General features: G+C 62.1%; 19 protein-coding genes. 14 read left to right on the plus strand and 5 right to left on the minus strand.

Features of this window, described 5'->3' with window-relative positions; all coding sequences use genetic code 11:
• Positions 1-47 precede the first annotated feature (47 nt).
• On the plus strand, positions 48-1,205 hold the full coding sequence (rnd, locus tag U3654_RS05955) for a ribonuclease D (RefSeq protein ID WP_324755236.1): 1,158 nt from the start codon (positions 48-50) through the stop codon (positions 1,203-1,205).
• An 18-nt stretch (positions 1,206-1,223) separates the two neighbouring features.
• Here the strand turns inward: rnd and U3654_RS05960 are convergent, their stop codons facing one another.
• Positions 1,224-1,745, minus strand: coding sequence for a hypothetical protein (locus U3654_RS05960; RefSeq protein WP_324754428.1), 522 nt, complete (start codon positions 1,743-1,745; stop codon positions 1,224-1,226).
• 143 nt (positions 1,746-1,888) lie between these two features.
• On the opposite strand from U3654_RS05960, the gene U3654_RS05965 reads away from it, so the two are divergent.
• The gene (locus U3654_RS05965; RefSeq protein ID WP_324754429.1) at positions 1,889-2,299 is read left to right on the plus strand and encodes a SufE family protein; all 411 of its coding nucleotides are present in this window, start codon (positions 1,889-1,891) and stop codon (positions 2,297-2,299) included.
• 93 nt (positions 2,300-2,392) lie between these two features.
• Here U3654_RS05965 and purL read toward each other — a convergent pair whose 3' ends face one another.
• Entirely contained in the window at positions 2,393-4,558 is a 2,166-nt protein-coding gene (gene purL / locus U3654_RS05970; RefSeq protein WP_324754430.1) for a phosphoribosylformylglycinamidine synthase subunit PurL, read from the minus strand.
• A gap of 133 nt (positions 4,559-4,691) precedes the next feature.
• Between purL and U3654_RS05975 the strand changes: the two genes are divergently transcribed.
• Positions 4,692-5,723, plus strand: a complete 1,032-nt coding sequence (locus U3654_RS05975) for a pyridoxal-phosphate dependent enzyme (RefSeq protein ID WP_324754431.1) — start codon at positions 4,692-4,694, stop codon at positions 5,721-5,723.
• A complete protein-coding gene (locus tag U3654_RS05980) occupies positions 5,720-6,850 on the plus strand; it encodes a Xaa-Pro peptidase family protein (protein ID WP_324754432.1) in 1,131 nt (376 codons plus the stop codon). The genes U3654_RS05975 and U3654_RS05980 overlap by 4 nt, the downstream gene beginning before the upstream one ends.
• 13 nt (positions 6,851-6,863) lie before the next feature.
• Here U3654_RS05980 and mazG read toward each other — a convergent pair whose 3' ends face one another.
• Positions 6,864-7,691 (minus strand): nucleoside triphosphate pyrophosphohydrolase, encoded by an 828-nt coding sequence (mazG, locus tag U3654_RS05985; protein WP_324754433.1) that lies wholly within the window; start codon positions 7,689-7,691, stop codon positions 6,864-6,866.
• Between the two features lie 107 nt (positions 7,692-7,798).
• Here mazG and speB point away from each other — a divergent pair, with 107 nt between their 5' ends.
• Together speB and U3654_RS05995 are read left to right on the plus strand one after the other, a co-directional pair.
• Complete coding sequence (gene speB / locus U3654_RS05990; RefSeq protein WP_324754434.1) at positions 7,799-8,770, plus strand: agmatinase; 972 nt, start codon at positions 7,799-7,801, stop codon at positions 8,768-8,770.
• A gap of 50 nt (positions 8,771-8,820) precedes the next feature.
• The gene (locus U3654_RS05995; RefSeq protein WP_324754435.1) at positions 8,821-9,219 is read left to right on the plus strand and encodes a DUF1499 domain-containing protein; all 399 of its coding nucleotides are present in this window, start codon (positions 8,821-8,823) and stop codon (positions 9,217-9,219) included.
• Here the strand turns inward: U3654_RS05995 and U3654_RS06000 are convergent.
• The gene (locus U3654_RS06000; RefSeq protein ID WP_324754436.1) at positions 9,157-9,441 is read right to left on the minus strand and encodes a hypothetical protein; all 285 of its coding nucleotides are present in this window, start codon (positions 9,439-9,441) and stop codon (positions 9,157-9,159) included. The two genes, U3654_RS05995 and U3654_RS06000, sit on opposite strands and share 63 nt — an antisense overlap.
• Positions 9,442-9,503: 62 nt before the next feature.
• Here U3654_RS06000 and prfA point away from each other — a divergent pair, with 62 nt between their 5' ends.
• The 3 genes from prfA to U3654_RS06015 all read left to right on the plus strand — a co-directional run bounded on the left by prfA (position 9,504) and on the right by U3654_RS06015 (position 12,344).
• Positions 9,504-10,553: a peptide chain release factor 1 gene (prfA, locus tag U3654_RS06005; protein ID WP_324755237.1), complete on the plus strand. Its 1,050-nt coding sequence runs from the start codon at positions 9,504-9,506 to the stop codon at positions 10,551-10,553.
• A complete protein-coding gene (gene prmC / locus U3654_RS06010) occupies positions 10,550-11,398 on the plus strand; it encodes a peptide chain release factor N(5)-glutamine methyltransferase (RefSeq protein WP_324754437.1) in 849 nt (282 codons plus the stop codon). Before prfA ends, prmC begins: the two co-directional genes overlap by 4 nt.
• Positions 11,399-11,642: 244 nt before the next feature.
• A complete protein-coding gene (locus tag U3654_RS06015; RefSeq protein ID WP_324754438.1) occupies positions 11,643-12,344 on the plus strand; it encodes a DUF4167 domain-containing protein in 702 nt (233 codons plus the stop codon).
• A 423-nt stretch (positions 12,345-12,767) separates the two neighbouring features.
• Here the strand turns inward: U3654_RS06015 and U3654_RS06020 are convergent, their stop codons facing one another.
• Complete coding sequence (locus U3654_RS06020) at positions 12,768-13,673, minus strand: LysR family transcriptional regulator (protein WP_324754439.1); 906 nt, start codon at positions 13,671-13,673, stop codon at positions 12,768-12,770.
• Positions 13,674-13,859: 186 nt separating this feature from the next.
• Between U3654_RS06020 and U3654_RS06025 the strand changes: the two genes are divergently transcribed.
• The 5 genes from U3654_RS06025 to U3654_RS06045 all read left to right on the plus strand — a co-directional run bounded on the left by U3654_RS06025 (position 13,860) and on the right by U3654_RS06045 (position 17,482).
• Complete coding sequence (locus U3654_RS06025; RefSeq protein WP_324754440.1) at positions 13,860-14,672, plus strand: glutamate racemase; 813 nt, start codon at positions 13,860-13,862, stop codon at positions 14,670-14,672.
• A 66-nt stretch (positions 14,673-14,738) separates the two neighbouring features.
• Positions 14,739-15,764: an N-acetyl-gamma-glutamyl-phosphate reductase gene (gene argC, locus U3654_RS06030; protein WP_324754441.1), complete on the plus strand. Its 1,026-nt coding sequence runs from the start codon at positions 14,739-14,741 to the stop codon at positions 15,762-15,764.
• 30 nt (positions 15,765-15,794) lie between these two features.
• Positions 15,795-16,241 (plus strand): cytochrome c maturation protein CcmE, encoded by a 447-nt coding sequence (gene ccmE / locus U3654_RS06035; protein ID WP_324754442.1) that lies wholly within the window; start codon positions 15,795-15,797, stop codon positions 16,239-16,241.
• Between the two features lie 81 nt (positions 16,242-16,322).
• Positions 16,323-16,934 (plus strand): holin-associated N-acetylmuramidase, encoded by a 612-nt coding sequence (locus U3654_RS06040; protein WP_324754443.1) that lies wholly within the window; start codon positions 16,323-16,325, stop codon positions 16,932-16,934.
• Positions 16,925-17,482, plus strand: coding sequence for a holin family protein (locus tag U3654_RS06045; protein WP_324754444.1), 558 nt, complete (start codon positions 16,925-16,927; stop codon positions 17,480-17,482). Before U3654_RS06040 ends, U3654_RS06045 begins: the two co-directional genes overlap by 10 nt.
• Positions 17,483-17,537 lie beyond the last annotated feature (55 nt).

Here is a 17,537-nt window from a genome sequence, read left to right on the forward strand (position 1 = left end):
GGATTATAGCGGCGTAACAGACATCACCGAAAGAAGCCGTTCCCTTGATCCAGACCATCACCAAGACCCAAGACCTCGCTGATTATTGCACTCGCGCCGCGCAGCACCCTTATGTCACCGTCGACACCGAATTCATGCGCGAGCGCACGTATTACTCCAAACTGTGCCTCGTGCAACTGGCCTATCCGGGCGAGGGCGACGAGACGGCAGTTCTGGTCGATCCCTTAGCCGATAGCCTGTCGCTGGAGCCGCTATACGATCTCTTTCGCGATGAAAGCACGGTCAAAGTGTTCCACGCCGCGCGCCAGGATCTGGAGATATTCTATATTGATGCCGGGCTGATCCCGACGCCATTGTTCGATAGCCAAGTGGCCGCAATGGTCTGCGGCTTTGGCGAGCAGGCCGGATATGAGACGCTGGTCAAGCGCATTGCCAAGGCTCAGGTCGACAAATCCTCGCGCTTTACCGACTGGTCGCGCCGCCCGCTGAGCGATGCGCAAAAAAGTTACGCGCTGGCGGATGTCACACACCTGCGCAAAGTTTACGAGCATCTGGCACGCGAGTTGGAGAAGTCGGGCCGTGACAAATGGGTGGCCGAAGAAATGGCGGTGCTGAACGCGCCTGATACCTATGTCACCCACCCTCAAGACGCGTGGCAGCGCATCAAGACGCGCAACAATTCTGGAAAATTCCTGGCTATCGTGCGCGAACTGGCCAGCTTTCGCGAGGATTACGCACAGTCGCGCGACGTCCCGCGCAATCGCGTCTACAAGGACGACGCGCTGGTCGAACTGGCGGCGACGAAGCCTGCCAACGTGCAGGATCTGGGTCGCTCACGCCTGTTGCTGCGCGAGGCGCGCAAGGGCGATATCGCCGACGGGATACTCAAGGCCGTGGCCGACGGGCAGGCGACCCTGCCCGAGGATCAACCTCAGCCCGATCTTAGCCGTGAAAAACTACAGGTGAACCCGGCCATTGCCGATCTGCTGCGTGTCCTGCTCAAAGGGGTGGCTGATCGCGAGGGGGTCGCGTCGAAGCTGATCGCGACGGCATCTGACCTTGATGCTATCGCAGCCGGGCAGCGTGACGTTGCGGCCCTTAGCGGCTGGCGACGGGATGTATTTGGCGCCGAGGCGCTGCGGCTATGCGATGGTGAAATCGCGCTGCGCGTCAAGGGCAGCACGATTGAGACGGTCGCACTCTGACATCGGACCGCGCGCCGCTTAGCGGCGCGACGTAGCAATGTTGGTCTGGCCCAGCACGCGGATCTGGCTGATCTCGTCCAGTGTCTGGCTTGATACGAACTGCCCGGCGCTGACGCGGCGGGTCTGCTCGGGGCCTTGGGGCGTATCAACGCGCTGCACTGCGCGCAACGTGTAGGTCAGCACGCCATTTTCCGGCACGCCCTTGTTCTCGGGCCAAAGGCGCACATCGAATGCACCCTGACGCAGCGATATGCCGGTCGCCTTGATAATTCCGCCGCCCGACGAACGCTCGACCACGACATTCTCGACAGCGTAGATCGGCGTGCCTACATAGGTTTCCGCCTCGGACTTGCGCTGAAAGATGCTGTCACGTTTCTCGGGGATGAGCGGGTTGAAGTCCTGTTCACCCACCGGCGCAGCGCGTTGGACCGTGCGGCTTTGGCCGAACCAGTTGACCGGATTCGCGCGCGAGTCGCGAAAGCCCGAACAGCCAGCCAGTGTCAGGCTGGAAATCATCAATACGGTCACCAGGCTGCGCATCGGCAATGTCCTCTTTGGGATGGTCTAGGCTGGGCGAACCCTATCAGCCCCGCGCGCCAAAGTGCAAGCGCGCGCAGGCCGCTGGGCTGGACCTTTGCTGCATCTGCACCTACCTCTAGGCGTGCACTGAAAGGGAGCGGATCATGGCACAGCCGGCATTCGAAGAGTTCGTCGAGGATTTCGAGTTTCTCGAGGATTGGGAAGATCGCTATCGCCATGTCATCGAGGCAGGCAAGGCGATGGAGCCGCTCGACGATGCGCTGAAAGTGCCTGCCACCCGCGTCGAGGGTTGCGCCAGCCAGGTTTGGCTGCACCCGCAGGTTTCAGCAGGCCACTTCCGCTTTGACGGCGACAGCGATGCGCTGATCGTGCGCGGCCTTATTGCGGTGCTGCGCGCGCTCTACAACGATTTGCCGACCGCCGAAGTGCCGACCGTTGATGCGGGCGGCGAACTGGCCCGCCTTGGCCTGACGGATCATTTGTCGGCGCAACGTTCGAACGGGCTGAGGGCGATGATTGAGCGAATTCGTCTGGTCGCCGCAGAGGCCGCGTAAGCGTTGCGGCAGCGAGAAATTTAGACCAAGAAAAAGCCGGGGAAGTGCGCCCCGGCCTTCATTATTCTAAAAATACTTAATCCTCGGTGGGTTTCAGGCAAAGTGTTCAGCAAAGCTGGTGCGGAACAGATGGGCGAGGCTGCTTAGCGTTGCCTGCGCGCCGCCCATGCGAACCGCATCACCCGTGAACTTGCCGACACTGGCGATGGTCACGCCGACCTTGTCTGCCTCGATCATCAGCGCTTCGGCCTGATCGAAATTGCAGGCCACCAGATAGCGCGCCTGATCTTCGCCAAAGAGGAACGCAGTGTCGTCTGAGTCTAGCTGCACGCCGACATTTGCCGCCTCGGCCAACTCGAACGCAGCTAGGGCGAGGCCACCATCACTTAGATCAGTGCAGGCGCGAATGAGGCTGTGATTGGCGCGGATGAAGTCACCATTGCGTTTTTCCGCCTCCAGATCGACATGGGGCGCGTCGCCCTCTACGCGGCCAAAGACCTCGGCCAGCAGGGCGGACTGGCCCAGATGGCCTTGTGTCTCGCCGATGACGAGGGCGACATGGCCGTCGCGCGCGAGGCCGATGATCGCCTGATCCTCATGCGCAATCAGGCCCACGGCACCGATGGTGGGCGTCGGCAGGATCGCGGCGCCGTCGGTCTCATTATAGAGCGATACATTGCCCGACACGATGGGCATGTCCAGCGCCGCGACCGCCTCGCCGATGCCTTTGATCGCGCTGACGAGCTGGCCCATGATCTGCGGTTTTTCGGGGTTTCCGAAATTCAGATTGTCTGTGCTGGCCAATGGCTTGGCGCCCAAAGCTGTCAGATTGCGATAGGCCTCGGCGACGGCCTGCTTGCCGCCCATTTCCGGATTGGCTTGCACATAGCGGGGTGTTACGTCGGACGTGAACGCCAGAAGTTTGTCGGTGCCATGCACGCGGATCAGGCCACCGCCCATTCCGGGCCCGCGCACGGTGTCGGCCATGACCATGGTATCGTATTGCTCGTAGACCCATTCGCGGCTGCAATAGTTAGGGGATGAGATCAGCGCGCGCAGCCCGTCGATGGGGTCAATCTGCGGCACGGTGGCCGCATCAAGCGGTTGGGCCGCAGGCGTTTCGACCCATGGACGGTCGTATTCGGGGGCGGTGCCCGAGAGCGCAGCAAGCGGCAGGTCGGCCTTGACCACGTTATTGTGCATGATCAGGAACCGGTCCTCGGCGATTGTTTCGCCCACGATGGCAAAATCAAGGTCCCACTTCTCGAACACCGCGCGCGCTTCGGCCTCCAGCGACGGCTCCAGCACCATGAGCATGCGTTCTTGCGACTCAGAGAGCATCATCTCGTAGGCGGTCATGTCCTCTTCGCGCTGCGGCACGGATTCGAGTCTCAGTTTGACCCCAAGGCCACCCTTGTCGCCCATTTCCACCGCCGAGCAGGTCAGCCCAGCAGCGCCCATATCCTGTATCGAGATAACCGCGCCCGTCGCCATCAGCTCCAGCGTGGCCTCCATCAGGCGCTTTTCGGTGAAGGGATCGCCGACCTGAACGGTCGGGCGCTTGTCCTCGATCGTGTCGTCGAATTCGGCAGATGCCATTGTCGCGCCGCCAACACCGTCGCGGCCCGTCTTGGCGCCGAGATAAACGACCGGGCGGCCCACGCCGGAAGCGGCGGAGTAAAAGATTTTGTCAGTATCTGCGAGGCCCGCCGCAAAGGCGTTGACCAGACAGTTGCCATTATAGGCCGGATCAAAGCGTAATTCGCCGCCCACGGTTGGCACGCCGAAGGCGTTGCCGTAGCCGCCGATCCCCTCGACGACGCCATGCACCAACTGGCGTGTCTTGTGGTGGTCCGGCTCGCCAAAGCTGAGCGAGTTCATCGCGGCGATTGGCCGCGCGCCCATGGTAAAGACGTCGCGCAGGATGCCGCCCACGCCTGTCGCAGCGCCCTGATAAGGCTCGATATAGGAGGGATGGTTGTGGCTTTCCATTTTGAAGACGACGCATTGTCCATCGCCGATATCGACGATACCGGCATTCTCGCCAGGGCCGCAGATGACCTGAGGGCCGGTCGTGGGCAGAGTGCGCAGCCATTTCTTGGAGGATTTATAGCTACAATGCTCGTTCCACATTGCCGAAAAGATGCCGAGTTCCGTGAATGTCGGTTCGCGGCCGATGATTTCGAGGATGCGATCATACTCGTCCGGTTTCAGCCCGTGGCTGGCGATCAGTTCGGGTGTGATATCCGGCTCGTTCATGGCGCAATTCCCCTCAGGCTGCTGTCTTGGCGCCTCTTTAAGCGATTGCGCGCGAGGGGGGAAGGGGGCGGGCGCAAGCTGACGCTTGACGACGCGGCGCGGCACACGTCCAATGGCGTGAGGGAGGCACATCATGCAGATCAAAGACAATCCGTGGCGGGGCAAGGGCCTGCCGGACGGGGAACTGGCGGACATCCCGTGGCCCAGTATCGACGCGGACGCGCCTCGCGCGCTGCTGGCGCGCTGCCCGGCGGCGGGTGCGACGCCGCTGGTGGTGGCCGAGGGGTTCGGCCCCACCGTTTGGGTCAAGGACGAGCGCACGCGCATGAACCTAGGCAGTTTCAAGGCGCTTGGCGCGGCCTATGTCATCGCCCATGAGGCGCAAGAGGCAGGGGGCGAGGACATGATGCGCGCGCTGGAGGGGCGCAGCTATGTGACCGCCAGCGCAGGGAATCACGGCCTGTCGGTGGCTGCGGGTGCGGCGATTTTTGGCGCGGATGCGATCATTTATCTGGCAGACCCTGTGCCTGAGAGTTTTGCCGAGCGCTTGCGCGCGCGCGGCGCTCAGGTTGTGCGCGCGGGCCAGAATTACGAGTCCAGCATGGAGGCGGCGCAAAAAGCTGCAGAAGATAACGGTTGGACGCTGCTGTCGGACAGCTCCTGGCCCGGCTACACCACGCTGCCGCACCGTTTGATGGAGGGCTATCTGGTCATGGCTGCCGAGGCGGCCGAGCAGGTGCCGGACGTGCCAACGCATATCCTGCTTCAGGCGGGGGTCGGCGGGCTTGCCGGGGCCTGCGCCGCGCATTTTCGCGCCGTCTGGGGCGACGCGCCCCAGATCATGGTGGTCGAGCCGGAGGCCGCGCCCGCGCTCTACGCTTGCATTGAGGCGGGCAAGTTCGTCAGCACGTCGGGGCCGGTGTCGAACATGGGTAGGCTCGATTGCAAGGAGGCGTCACTGATTGCACTCAAGGGGTTGGCGCGCGATGCCGATGCCTTTGCGCTGATTTCGGACGCCGAGGCGTCGGCGGCGCTGGAAGAGTTGGCCGAGATCGGGCTGGCGACGTCCGAATCGGGCGGTGCGGGTCTGGCGGCGCTGGGGCATCTGGGACTGTCCGAAGACGCGCGCGTGCTGTGCATCCTCAGCGAAGGTCCGGCCGAGTGAACCGGGGATTTGCCGCCTCGGAATTTCGCGCGCGCGTCAAGTTGGCGCAGACGCGAATGGAGGCGGCGGGGCTAGGTGCGCTTTTGCTGACGAGCGAGCCCGAGATCCGCTATTTCACCGGGTTTCTGACACGGTTTTGGGAAAGCCCTAGCAGGCCATGGTTTCTGGTGCTGCCTGCCAATGGCGCGCCGATTGCGGTGATTCCCAGTATCGGGGCCGCGCTGATGGCCCAGACATGGATCAGCGATATCCGCGTCTGGCCCGCGCCCGATCCCGAGGATGACGGAATCACGCTGCTGGCCGCAACCCTGCGCGAGGTCGGCGGGCCTATCGGTGTGCCGTCGGGACCCGAGAGCTATCTGCGGATGCCGCTGGCGTCCTTCGGGCAGGTCAAGGCCCTGAGTGCGCTAGAGTTCACCCATGACCACGGCATCGTTGCCGCCTTGCGCGCGGTGAAATCCGAGGCCGAAATTATCAAGATCGCCCATGCCTGCGCCATCGCCGGGCGTGCATTCGACCGCGTTCCTGAAATCGCGGGCGAGGGCGCGCTGCTATCCGCTGTTTTCCGTGATTTCCAAAGGCTGCTGCTGGAGGAGGGTGCGGACCTTGTCGCCTATGTCGCGGGCGGCGCGGGGCCGGACGGGTATGGTGATGTGATCTCGCCCGCGAGCGACGCGCCGCTGGCGCGGGGTGATGTGCTGATGCTGGACACGGGCGCTGTCTGGGATGGGTATTTCTGCGATTTCGACCGAAATTATGCGGTGGGTGCTGCGTCGGGCAATGCGGCCCTCGCCCATGCGCAATTGGCCGAGGCTGTTGAGGCGGGGCTGGAGGCCGCGCGGCCCGGCGCTCGGGCTTGCGATGTCTATGCTACGATGGCGGCCATCACTGGCGCGGGCGAAGGGTCCGGGCGGCTGGGCCATGGTTTGGGGATGCAACTGACAGAGGGGCTGTCACTGATCCCGCAGGACCGCACAGAGCTGGTCCCCGGCATGGTCATCACGTTAGAGCCGGGCGTGACCACGGGGCCGGGCACGATCATGGTCGCGGAAGAGAACATCGTGATTCGCGCAGGTGCTGCGGAGCGGCTGACCCGGTTTGCCGGTCCTGTCCTGCCGATCATCTGAACACTTTCATAGGCTAGGATTTGTTTGGCTCACCCCTTTCTTCGGCCTTGGCTTGAGTCCAGAGGGCGTCCATTTCGACCAGATCGCTATCGCCGGGCGTTTTGCCCTGCGCGGCCAGCAATGCTTCGATACGCTCGAATCTTTGCGTGAACTTGGCATTGGCGCGGCGCAGGGCCGCCTCGGGGTCGATCTTCATGTGGCGCGCGAGGTTGGCCATAACAAAGAGCAGATCGCCGAATTCCTCCTCGGTGTGATCTGCGTCACCGCTGGCTTCGGCCTCTGCCAGCTCGGCCATTTCCTCGGCGACCTTGTCCAGCACGTCAGCCGTCTGAGGCCAGTCAAAGCCGACGCGCGCGGCGCGCTTTTGCAATTTGACCGCGCGCATGAGGGCGGGCAGGCCGAGGGCAACACCGCCCAGTGTGCCTGCCTCGTCGCGCGCGGCACGCTCGCTCGCTTTGATCGACTCCCAGTCGCGGGTCTGCTGGTCGGCGCTTTTGTCGCGGCTCTCATCGCCAAAGACGTGAGGGTGGCGGGCCACCATCTTGTCCGCGATGCCGTTCGTCACGGCGTTGAAATCAAATAGGCCGCGATCCTCGGCGATCTGCGCGTGAAAGACGACTTGGAGCAACAGATCGCCCAGTTCGCCGGTCAGGTCGGACCAGTCGGCGCGCTGAATGGCGTCGGCCACCTCATAGGCCTCTTCGACGGTGTACGGGGCTATGGTGGCGAAGTCCTGTTCGATATCCCAGGGACAGCCGGTTTGTGGATCGCGCAAGGCGCGCATGATTGCCAAGAGGCGCGGTAAGCCGCCTTTGGGGTCATGGATCAGGTCGTTCGGCATCTTGCGCCTCCGTCGTTTCGAGCGGCAAAGTCCGGCGGCGCGGCCTTGCATCCTGCCCGGTTTGTCTTACACGATATGGGCAACACGCAAGAGCGAAAGGCGAGATCATGGGACTGGAAGACGCAAGCAGCACGGTCGACGAGGCGTTCACCCGCAAGGACAATCGCGGCCTCAGCTTTGAGAACACGTTCGGCGGGGCGACGTCATTTCTGCGGCGGCGCTATACCAAGGATCTGAGTGGCGTCGATGTGGCCGTGACCGGCGTACCCTTCGATCAGGCAGTGACGAACCGGCCCGGCACGCGGCTGGGACCACGCGCGATCCGCGAGGCCAGCGCATTGCAAACGGCTGATACGCCTTACGGTTGGGACTATGACGCGATGGAGGCATTGAACATCGTCGACTACGGCGACCTAGCGTTCGACTATGCGATGGTGCCAGAGTTTCCGGGGCTTCTGACGCAGCAAATCAAGGGCATTCTGGATGCGGGCGCGGCCAGTGTCGTGCTGGGCGGTGATCACTATATCAGCTTTCCCATTCTCAAGGCCTATGCCGAAAAATACGGACCCATGTCGCTGCTGCATTTCGATGCGCATACAGATACGTGGCAGGATGACAATTTCGAGCGGATCGACCACGGGACGATGTTCTACAAGGCGATCAAGCTGGGTCTGATTGATCCGGCCCGGTCCGTGCAGGTCGGAATCCGCACGACCGTGCCCGATGCGATGGGCATGAATATTATCGACGCGCGCGAGGTGCATGAGGGCGGCACTGCGGCGGCGGTGGCCAAGATCAAGGCGATACTGGGCGACGCGCCTGTTTATCTCAGCTTTGACATCGACGCGCTCGATCCCGCCTATGCGCCGGGCACAGGAACACCGGTCTGGGGCGGGCTGACCTCGGCGCAGGCGTCGATCATGCTGCGCGATTTGGCGGGGATCGACTTGAAAGGCGGGGACATCGTCGAAGTCTCGCCGCCATTCGATACGACAGGGGCGACGGCTATTGCCGGCGCACATGTGGCGACGGCGATCATCTGCCTGCTGGGGTGGAATGAGCATGGCGGCGGTGCCTGAGGCGTGCGTCGGATTATGAGTACTTACTGGAACAATGAAAGGAGCGGGGCATGAAGTGGATCGGTTTGGCTCTGCTGCTGCTGGTCGGCGGTGCTATGGCATGGATTCGGCTGGCGCCGGACGACGTGGCACTTTGGCACAAATTGCCTGCAAGCGTCGAAGATCGCGATATGGAGGGCGGCGTGATGCGGGCTGTGCCGGGCGATCTGGCCGCGCTGGATGCGATTATCCGGGCAGAGCCGCGCACGCATGTTCTGGCAGGATCGGTCGGCGAGGGGATGGTCACCTATGTCACACGCTCGAAGGTCTTCGGGTTTCCCGATTATACGACCGTGCAGCAGCGTGGCGATACCCTCGCGGTTCATGCAAGGCTACGCTATGGCAAGTCAGATATGGGCGTCAACAAGGCTCGCGTGGAGCGTTGGCTGAATGCTCTGCGGCAGGGATGAGCTGAGGCAGCCGTCGGTGATCTTGCGCCACATTGGCACGTTCAGCGACATCTGGCATTGGGCCATGAAGGTTTTGCCGTCCACATTCAGGCACGTCATCTCGCCCAGCTCGACGCGGCTGCCGGTCTTGTCGGTGCAATAGCAGTCGATCGTTTTGCCGCCCATGGTGCCATCGGCGAGGGCGGGGCTGGCCATTGCGGCGATAAGGATGAGAACGCGCATGACCTATTCTAACACGGGTAGCCGGTCTTGACCAAATGCTTTGGATGGAGGACACGAACGCCATGGTGCCATTGGAAAGATTACAGCAGATCGTGCAGCGCTTTGAGTTTCTCGAAGCCAAGATGTCTGCGGGCGGTGGCGATATCGCCGCTCTGGGGCGTGAATATGCCGAATTGCGGCCTGTGGTAGAGGAAATCCGCCTCTATCACGCGCTTAGGGATGACATGGAGGGTGCGCGCGCCATGCTGGACGATCCCGAAATGCGCGGACTGGCTGAGGACGAACTGCAAGAGTTGGAGGCGCGGCTGCCGGGCGTCGAAGCGGCCTTGCAACTGAGCCTTTTGCCCAAGGACGCAGCCGACGCCCGCCCCGCCATGATCGAGATTCGGCCGGGCACCGGCGGCGAAGAGGCGGCGCTTTTCGCCGGAGACCTTCTGCGCATGTATCAGCGCTATTGCGAGGCGCGCGGCTGGTCGCTGGACATCATCGAGATGAGCCAGACCGAGCTGGGCGGCATCAAGGAGGTCGTGGCGCATATCAAGGGCAATCACGTCTTTGCCCGGCTCAAGTTCGAGAGCGGCGTGCACAGGGTTCAGCGCGTGCCCGAAACCGAGAGTGGCGGACGCATTCACACCAGCGCGGCGACTGTCGCCGTGCTGCCCGAGGCCGAGGATGTGGATATCAAGATCGACGCGGGTGATCTGCGAATCGACACGATGCGCAGCTCGGGCGCGGGCGGACAGCACGTGAACACGACCGATTCGGCCGTGCGGATCACGCATGTTCCCAGTGGGATCGTCGTCACCAGCAGCGAGAAATCTCAGCACCGCAATCGCGAGATCGCGATGCAGGTGCTGAAGACCCGGCTCTATGACGCCGAGCGGCAGCGCGTCGACAGCGCGCGTAGCGCGGTCCGCGCAGCGCAGGTGGGCAGCGGCGATCGCAGCGAACGGATACGGACCTACAATTTCCCGCAGGGGCGGATGACCGATCACCGCATCAACCTGACCCTCTACAAGCTGGATCAGGTGATGCAGGGCGATCTGGACGAAGTGATCGACGCGCTGACTGCCGATTCGCAGTCGCGGATGCTGGCCGAGATGGGGGCGTGAGCCACAAGGAGGCCGCACGTCTTGGTGATCTGGTGCGTGCGGCGGCGCTGCGGCTGGAGTCAGCCGGCATAGACGGCGCGGCGCGTGAGGCGCGATTATTACTGGCGCATGTAACGGGCTTCAGCACAGCGCGGTTGGGGGCTGAACTGGGCGAAGCGGCGACGCCCCGTGTGGTTAATCAATTCGAGGCTGCTGTGGCGCGCCGTTGCGCGCGCGAGCCGATGTCGCATATCATCGGCAAGCGTTTGTTTTTCAATCATGAATTTTCCGTAGGTCCGGACGTTCTGGACCCACGGCCCGAAACCGAGACGCTGGTGTTGGCCGCGCTGGAGCGCCCTTGGCGTCGAGTTCTGGACCTTGGAACGGGGTCGGGCGCGATCCTCTTGTCACTATTGGCCGAGCGGGGGCAGGCGACCGGTATCGGCACGGACCTCTCGCCCAGTGCGCTGGGCGTGGCGCACGGCAATGCTGCACGGTTGGGACTGGCGGAGCGCTGCGAATTCATCGAGTCGGACTGGTTTCGCGGCGTCACAGGTTCCTTTGATCTGATCGTATCGAACCCGCCCTATATCGCCGAGGCGGAAATGGCTGTCCTCGCGCCTGAGCTGTCATTCGAGCCACGTATGGCGCTGAGCGACGGCGGTGACGGGCTGAGCGCCTACCGCGCGATCTGTGGTGACGCACAGCCGCATCTGACGCCAGGCGGCTGGCTGATGCTGGAAATCGGATGGGCGCAGGGACAGGACGTGAGCGCAGCAATGGAGCAAGCCGGACTAGAGGATGTGCGGATTTTGCGCGATCTGGACGGACGTGATCGCGTCGTTGAGGGGCGCCTGCCTGAGTGACGGTAGCGCCACAAAGACGCGAAAACCGCTTTTTTGGTGAAAAATCATACGAATTACCTGCTTTTCCCTTGTGCGGATGGTCGGGGCGTGATTACTGGATTCTGTCGATGCGGTGGATACCCAAACCTTGGGTGGTCCCGCTTGACGCCAAGCCAACATAGCCGAATCCGGTTTCATTGCATCGGCGCATCGGGCGCCTCTCGGATTTACCACGGTTCTAAAAACAAGGCTGGACAGCAGACATATGAGATCATCGAAGTCACGTTCGCGTAACAAGTCGAACAGAAACCGCACAAGTTCGGTCGGCAACGTTGTCAACCGGGTGTTCGATAGTTCCGGCCCTGAGGGCAAGGTACGTGGAACGCCGCAGCAGATCATTGAGAAATACAACCAGCTGGCGCGCGATGCGCAACTGAGCAATGACCGTGTCGCGACCGAGAATTTCCAGCAACACGCCGAGCATTACCTGCGCCTTCTGGGTGAGGCCCAAAAGGAAATGGACGCAAAGCGCGATCAGCAGGAGCGTGAGAACCGCGATCGCCAGGCTGATCGAGACCGCGATCGCCCCCAGCAGCAGCACCAGCCCCAGCAGCACCAGCAACATCAGCGTGGCGAAGAGGGCAATGATCCGGGTAACAGCCCGCAGCCCGACATCTCGGATGCCAATGGCGACGGTGACGGCGAGTCCAGCGCGTTGGTCGACACGCCCGAAAGTAAATCCCCACCCAAGCGCGCCCCGCGCAAGCCGCGTCAGAAGCCTGCGCCCGAGGGCGATGTTGCTGCGCAGCAGGCCGGTGACGGCAATGACGGCGACAGCGCGCAAGAGGCGGTGCAACCGCGGCCCAAACGCACGCGCAAGCCCAAGGCAGATGCCGGGCAGGCCGATGCACAGAACGGCGCCAAAACCGACGACGGCACACCGCCCTCCGAGGCAGCCGCAGAATAGTTTCCGAATACGCGCTTTGCAGGAATACATGAAACATACCGGGCCGGGCCACTACGCCCCGCCCGGCTTTTTTTGCGCTAAAGTAGTCACGACTTGCTGCCGCCGCGTCCTAAAGCGTTTCGGGTTACCCCCGCGTCAGCACAAACCCGAAACGCAGCACGACATAGAAGCGTTGTGGGCGTTTCGGGAAAAAGCTGTGTCTCAGGTTTTTCCCGAAACGCTTTAAGCATCAAAATCGGAGCGCAGAACAAAAAAAGGCCGAGCACTAAGCTCGGCCATAGTCCAACAGGGAGGTATGACGGAGGCGCCGCATTGGCGCTCCCGTCAAAAGAGCATTTAGTGCCTGTATCCGGTTCAATCAAGGGAAATAGCCGCGTTCGCTGGCATGGCCGCTATGCACGTGGTGCATAGCTGGATGAAGTGCTAGCTAATCTTTTGTTCCTTAACGTTTTTCCTGTAGGCGATGATCTCTTGCTGGACGAAGTCCCGAAAGGCGGCAATCCGCTGAGAGTGGCGCAGTTCTTCGGGGTAGGCCAAGTAGACCGGCACCTCGACCGACTCAACCTCAGGTAGTACGCGGACGAGATTCGGGAAATCATAGGTAAGGTAGTCTGGCAGGATGCCGATCCCGAGGTTGTGCAGCACGCCTTGCAAGACTCCGAAGTAATTATTGACCGTCAGCAACGACCAGACGTCATTTGTCACCAGTTCCTTGACAAGGTAAGTTGCGGCGCTGACCTGTGCGGAATTTATTTTCTGGCAGATAAGGCGGTGATCGCACAGATCGTCGACGCTGGCGGGTGTGCCGCGCTCCGCAAGGTATTCCGGCGCGGCGTACAGGCCCATGTGCACGCCCATCAACCGCTTGCGGATGAGATCCGCCTGACTGGGCTCTTTCATCCGGATAGCGACGTCGGCCTCGCGCATGGGCAGGTCCAGCACGCGTTCCTCCAGCATCAGGTCGACCTTGAGATCGGGGTACTTCTCATAGAGCTTGGCAAGGCGCGGGGCCAGCCAGAGCGTGCCAAAGCCGATGGTGGTGGTCACGCGCAACTCGCCGAACACCTCGTCCTCGCTATCACGGATACGCGCCGTCGCAGCATCCAGCCGTTTGACCATGGAGCGCGTTGCGTCAAACAGCAACTCGCCCTGCTCGGTCAGGATCAGACCGCGCGCATGGCGGTGGAACAGCGTGGCATTGAGCGACTCTTCCAGAGAACGAATCTGGCGCGAGACGGCAGATTGCGACAGGTGCAGCAGGTCGCCCGCATGGGTCAGACTGCCGGCATCCGCGACAGAGTGAAAAATTCTGAGCTTGTCCCAATCCATCGCGGCGTGTCCATTCGGCTAATATTGCTTGTTAGCCTTAGCAAATAAAACGCCGTTATGCATAGGATGATCGCGTGGCATTGCCCGGTTAGGGGTAGCATGTGGCCAGATGGGTGTGGCATCCGGCGGTTGCGGTGCTTAGAAATAGGGCCGAACTGGGAACCATCGAATGCGGAGAAGCGGCAAATGGCGGTAGGCATTTTCGACAGTGGATTGGGCGGTCTGACCGTGCTCGACGCGATTGCGGCGCGGCTGCCGGACCAATCGGTGGTCTATATGGGCGACAATGCCCATGCGCCCTACGGTGTGCGCACGGCGGACGATATTTACGCGCTCACGCGCGAGGGGGTTGAACGGCTCTGGGCTGAGGGTTGCGATCTGGTGGTGCTGGCGTGCAACACAGCCTCGGCGGTTGCACTGCGGCGTATGCAGGAGGCAGGCGTGCCGCAGGGCAAGCGTGTGCTGGGCGTCTTTGTGCCGCTGATTGAGGCCCTGACCGAGCGCGAGTGGGGCGACAATTCCCCCCCACGTGAGGTGGCGACGCGGCATGTGGCCCTCTTTGCCACGCCTGCGACGGTCAGTAGCCGCGCGTTTCAGCGCGAACTGGCCTTTCGCGCGATTGGCGTCGATGTCGAGACGCAGGCCTGTGGCGGCGTAGTAGATGCGATTGAGGATGGCGACATGATCCTGGCCGAGGCGCTGGTGCGTAGTCACGTTGATGCGCTGCGCCGCAAGATGCCACAGCCACAGGCCGCTGTTCTGGGGTGCACGCATTACCCGTTGCTGCAGGACGTGTTTCAACAGGCGCTGGGACCGGATGTCACGGTGCTGTCGCAGCCTGCACTGGTGGCCGATAGTCTCGGGCATTACCTAGCGCGCCATCCGGCTATGGCCGGGCAGGGCTGCGGGATATCCTATCTTACGACGGGCGATCCCGCGCGCGTATCGGACCGCGCTACGCAGTTTTTGCGCCGCCCCGTCAGCTTTGCTGCCGCCTGATGTCGCCGCATTGCCCGGCGCCGCGCAATGGCGTAAGCCTGCTCAGAACGACAGAGGGCAAAACTTATGCATGACATCGCGATCCTTGGCGCTTCGGGCTACACCGGGGCCGAGCTGGTCCGTCTGATCGCGACCCATCCCGATATGCGCATCAAAGCGCTCGCCGCCAATTCCAAGGCGGGGCAGAGCATGGCAGACGTGTTTCCCCACCTGCGCCATCTGGATCTGCCGGATCTGGTGACGATCGATCAGATCGATTTCTCGGGCATTGATTTATGCTTTTGCGCGTTGCCCCATGCCACCAGCCAAGATGTGATCGCGGGCCTGCCCAAGCATCTGAAGATTGTCGACCTCAGCGCCGATTTTCGCCTGCGCGATCCTGCCGCCTATGAAAAATGGTATGGCAACCCACATGCCGCGCTCGCGTGTCAGGCCGAAGCCGTCTATGGCCTGACCGAATTCTACCGAGAGAAGATTCGTGCGGCGCGCCTGGTGGCCGGGACGGGCTGCAATGCGGCGACGGGGCAGTATGCACTGCGACCCTTGATCGCAGGAGGATTGATCGATCTCGATGATATCATCATCGACCTCAAAACGGGCGTGAGCGGTGCTGGCCGTAGCCTGAAGGAAAACCTGCTGCACGCCGAGCTGAGCGAGGGCGCGCACGCTTACGGCGTCGGCGGCACGCATCGACATCTGGCCGAGTTCGATCAGGAGTTTTCAGCCATTGCCGGACGTCCAGTGAGCGTTCAGTTCACGCCTCATTTATTGCCTGCAAACAGGGGGATAATCGCCACTGTTTATGTAAAAGGCGAACCGGAGGCCATCCACGCAGCGCTTGCTGCGGCCTATGCGGGTGAGCCGTTTCTGCAGGTGCTGCCTTTTGGTCAGACGCCTAGTACACGGCATGTGCGCGGCTCCAACTTTTGCCATGTTGGCGTCAGCGGCGACCGCATTCCGGGGCGTGCCATCGTGATCGCCGCGCTTGATAACTTGACCAAGGGGTCCAGCGGTCAGGCCTTGCAGAACGCCAACCTGATGTTAGGTTTGGATGAGACGATGGGCCTTATGGCGCCGCCCCTCTTTCCGTAGATCGTAAGTTTAGGATCACGAGTTAAAATTATGAAATCGCTCAAGAAAAAACGCAGAATTCAAGTTGTTGCCGTGGCGGCCGTCGCGTTGGTCCTGTCGACCGGACTGATCGGCTATGCGATGCGTGACGGGATCAATCTCTTTCGCTCACCGACTGAGGTAATGGCGGCTCCGCCCGGCCCCGGCGAGGTGTTTCGCATCGGCGGGCTGGTCGAGATTGGCAGTCTCGAGCGTGGCGTGGGGTCCGAAGTGCGGTTTCACGTCACCGATGGCGGCACCAGCGTGCCGGTGTCCTATGTTGGCGTGTTGCCGGACCTTTTCGGCGAGGATCAGGGCATGGTCGGATTGGGCAGCTATGACGGCGCGACCTTTCGTGCGACCGAAATTCTGGCCAAACATGACGAATCCTACATGCCCAAAGAGGTCGTCGAGGCGCTGAAAGAGCAGGGCGTCTACCGCGAGCCGGACGCGCAGTAAGCGCGCTATTAACCACTGACCCATCACGGTTTGCGCATGGCAGGGGAAAATCCCCGGCCCATGACTTGCAAAGGCGGTGGCATGGACGATGTGCGCGAAATAGCCAGAAGGATCGTCGCTCGCGAGGGCGGCTATGTGAATGATCCCGATGATCCCGGAGGAGCTACGAAACATGGCGTAACGGTGCATACGATGCGCCGCCTCGGGCTGGACTTGAATGGCGATGGGGGCGTGGATGCCGCCGATGTGCGCCAACTCAATTCTGCGCAGGCAGAGGACATCTTTGTACAGCATTACTACAAACGCCCCGGCATCGACCGGTTGCCGTCGCCACTGCGTGCCAGCGTGTTCGACATGTATGTGAATGCGGGCGCAAATGCGGTGAAAATACTCCAACGCCTGTTGCGCCAGATGGGTCAGGACGTGGCCGCCGATGGTGTGATCGGTCCCCAGACTACTGAGGCCGCTCAGGCAGCGGTATGCGCAGCACCAGGTCATATCGGCGATGCCTATGCTATAGCGCGGCGCAACTATTACCTGCGCATCGCCGATCGCCGCCCGGCCAGTCGCAAGTTCGCCCGCACGCGCGCTGGCGGCAAAGGCGGCTGGATCAAGCGCGCCGAGCATTTCATGTCGCCGCGCTATCACCTCAGCCGGGCGGAGTTCGATAAAAGGGTGGCAAAATGGGATTGATAAGCAAGTTATTGACGCTGTTGTTCGGCGAGGGTCGCAACGTGGTCGCGCAAACGGCCGAAGTGTTTCGCGAGAATGCCGAGGCGGGCGCGATTCGCCGAACAACAGAGCGCGGCGCGGCTCTGAGCCAGTTCGACGCCGAATTCAGCGCGGGCCATGTCGGCTGGTTCGACCGCCTGATGGATGGGGTGAATCGTCTGCCGCGCCCGGCGCTAGCGCTTGGCACGCTGGGTTTGTTCATCGCGGCTATGGTTGATCCGGTATGGTTTGCTGCGCGAATGCAGGGAATCGCGCTGGTGCCTGAGCCACTTTGGTGGCTCTTGGGCGTGATCGTGTCGTTCTACTTTGGCGCGCGCCATCAGTTCAAAGGGCAGACCTATCGTCGCTCGATTATGCAGACCATGGCGGACGCCCCGCGAATCGCCGCCAGCATTGACGCGTTGGAATCGGGACACCCGACAGCTGAAACAGGCAAAAACGCCAAAGCGCCGCGTGTCGACCCTGAGACAAACCCGGCCTTAAAGGCCTGGCGCGAGCAGGAGCGCTAGGGCCGCGACAATCTGAACCGCCCCGCGCAGCTTTTCTCATTGGTCGCGGGGCGTC

This window comes from Roseovarius sp. Pro17, from assembly GCF_035599575.1.
GTDB lineage: Bacteria > Pseudomonadota > Alphaproteobacteria > Rhodobacterales > Rhodobacteraceae > Roseovarius.

What these genes read in the sequence shown, in the direction of transcription:
- argC (WP_324754441.1), top strand. Translation starts at nt 14,739, where the DNA reads ATGCATGACATCGCGATCCTTGGCGCTTCGGGCTACACCGGGGCCGAG.
- U3654_RS05965 (WP_324754429.1), top strand. Translation starts at nt 1,889, where the DNA reads ATGGCACAGCCGGCATTCGAAGAGTTCGTCGAGGATTTCGAGTTTCTC.
- ccmE (WP_324754442.1), top strand. Translation starts at nt 15,795, where the DNA reads ATGAAATCGCTCAAGAAAAAACGCAGAATTCAAGTTGTTGCCGTGGCG.
- prfA (WP_324755237.1), top strand. Translation starts at nt 9,504, where the DNA reads ATGGTGCCATTGGAAAGATTACAGCAGATCGTGCAGCGCTTTGAGTTT.
- U3654_RS06045 (WP_324754444.1), top strand. Translation starts at nt 16,925, where the DNA reads ATGGGATTGATAAGCAAGTTATTGACGCTGTTGTTCGGCGAGGGTCGC.
- U3654_RS06020 (WP_324754439.1), bottom strand. Translation starts at nt 13,673, where the DNA reads ATGGATTGGGACAAGCTCAGAATTTTTCACTCTGTCGCGGATGCCGGC.
- speB (WP_324754434.1), top strand. Translation starts at nt 7,799, where the DNA reads ATGGGACTGGAAGACGCAAGCAGCACGGTCGACGAGGCGTTCACCCGC.
- U3654_RS05960 (WP_324754428.1), bottom strand. Translation starts at nt 1,745, where the DNA reads ATGCGCAGCCTGGTGACCGTATTGATGATTTCCAGCCTGACACTGGCT.
- U3654_RS05995 (WP_324754435.1), top strand. Translation starts at nt 8,821, where the DNA reads ATGAAGTGGATCGGTTTGGCTCTGCTGCTGCTGGTCGGCGGTGCTATG.
- U3654_RS06040 (WP_324754443.1), top strand. Translation starts at nt 16,323, where the DNA reads ATGGACGATGTGCGCGAAATAGCCAGAAGGATCGTCGCTCGCGAGGGC.
- U3654_RS06000 (WP_324754436.1), bottom strand. Translation starts at nt 9,441, where the DNA reads ATGCGCGTTCTCATCCTTATCGCCGCAATGGCCAGCCCCGCCCTCGCC.
- U3654_RS06025 (WP_324754440.1), top strand. Translation starts at nt 13,860, where the DNA reads ATGGCGGTAGGCATTTTCGACAGTGGATTGGGCGGTCTGACCGTGCTC.
- U3654_RS06015 (WP_324754438.1), top strand. Translation starts at nt 11,643, where the DNA reads ATGAGATCATCGAAGTCACGTTCGCGTAACAAGTCGAACAGAAACCGC.
- purL (WP_324754430.1), bottom strand. Translation starts at nt 4,558, where the DNA reads ATGAACGAGCCGGATATCACACCCGAACTGATCGCCAGCCACGGGCTG.
- mazG (WP_324754433.1), bottom strand. Translation starts at nt 7,691, where the DNA reads ATGCCGAACGACCTGATCCATGACCCCAAAGGCGGCTTACCGCGCCTC.
- U3654_RS05975 (WP_324754431.1), top strand. Translation starts at nt 4,692, where the DNA reads ATGCAGATCAAAGACAATCCGTGGCGGGGCAAGGGCCTGCCGGACGGG.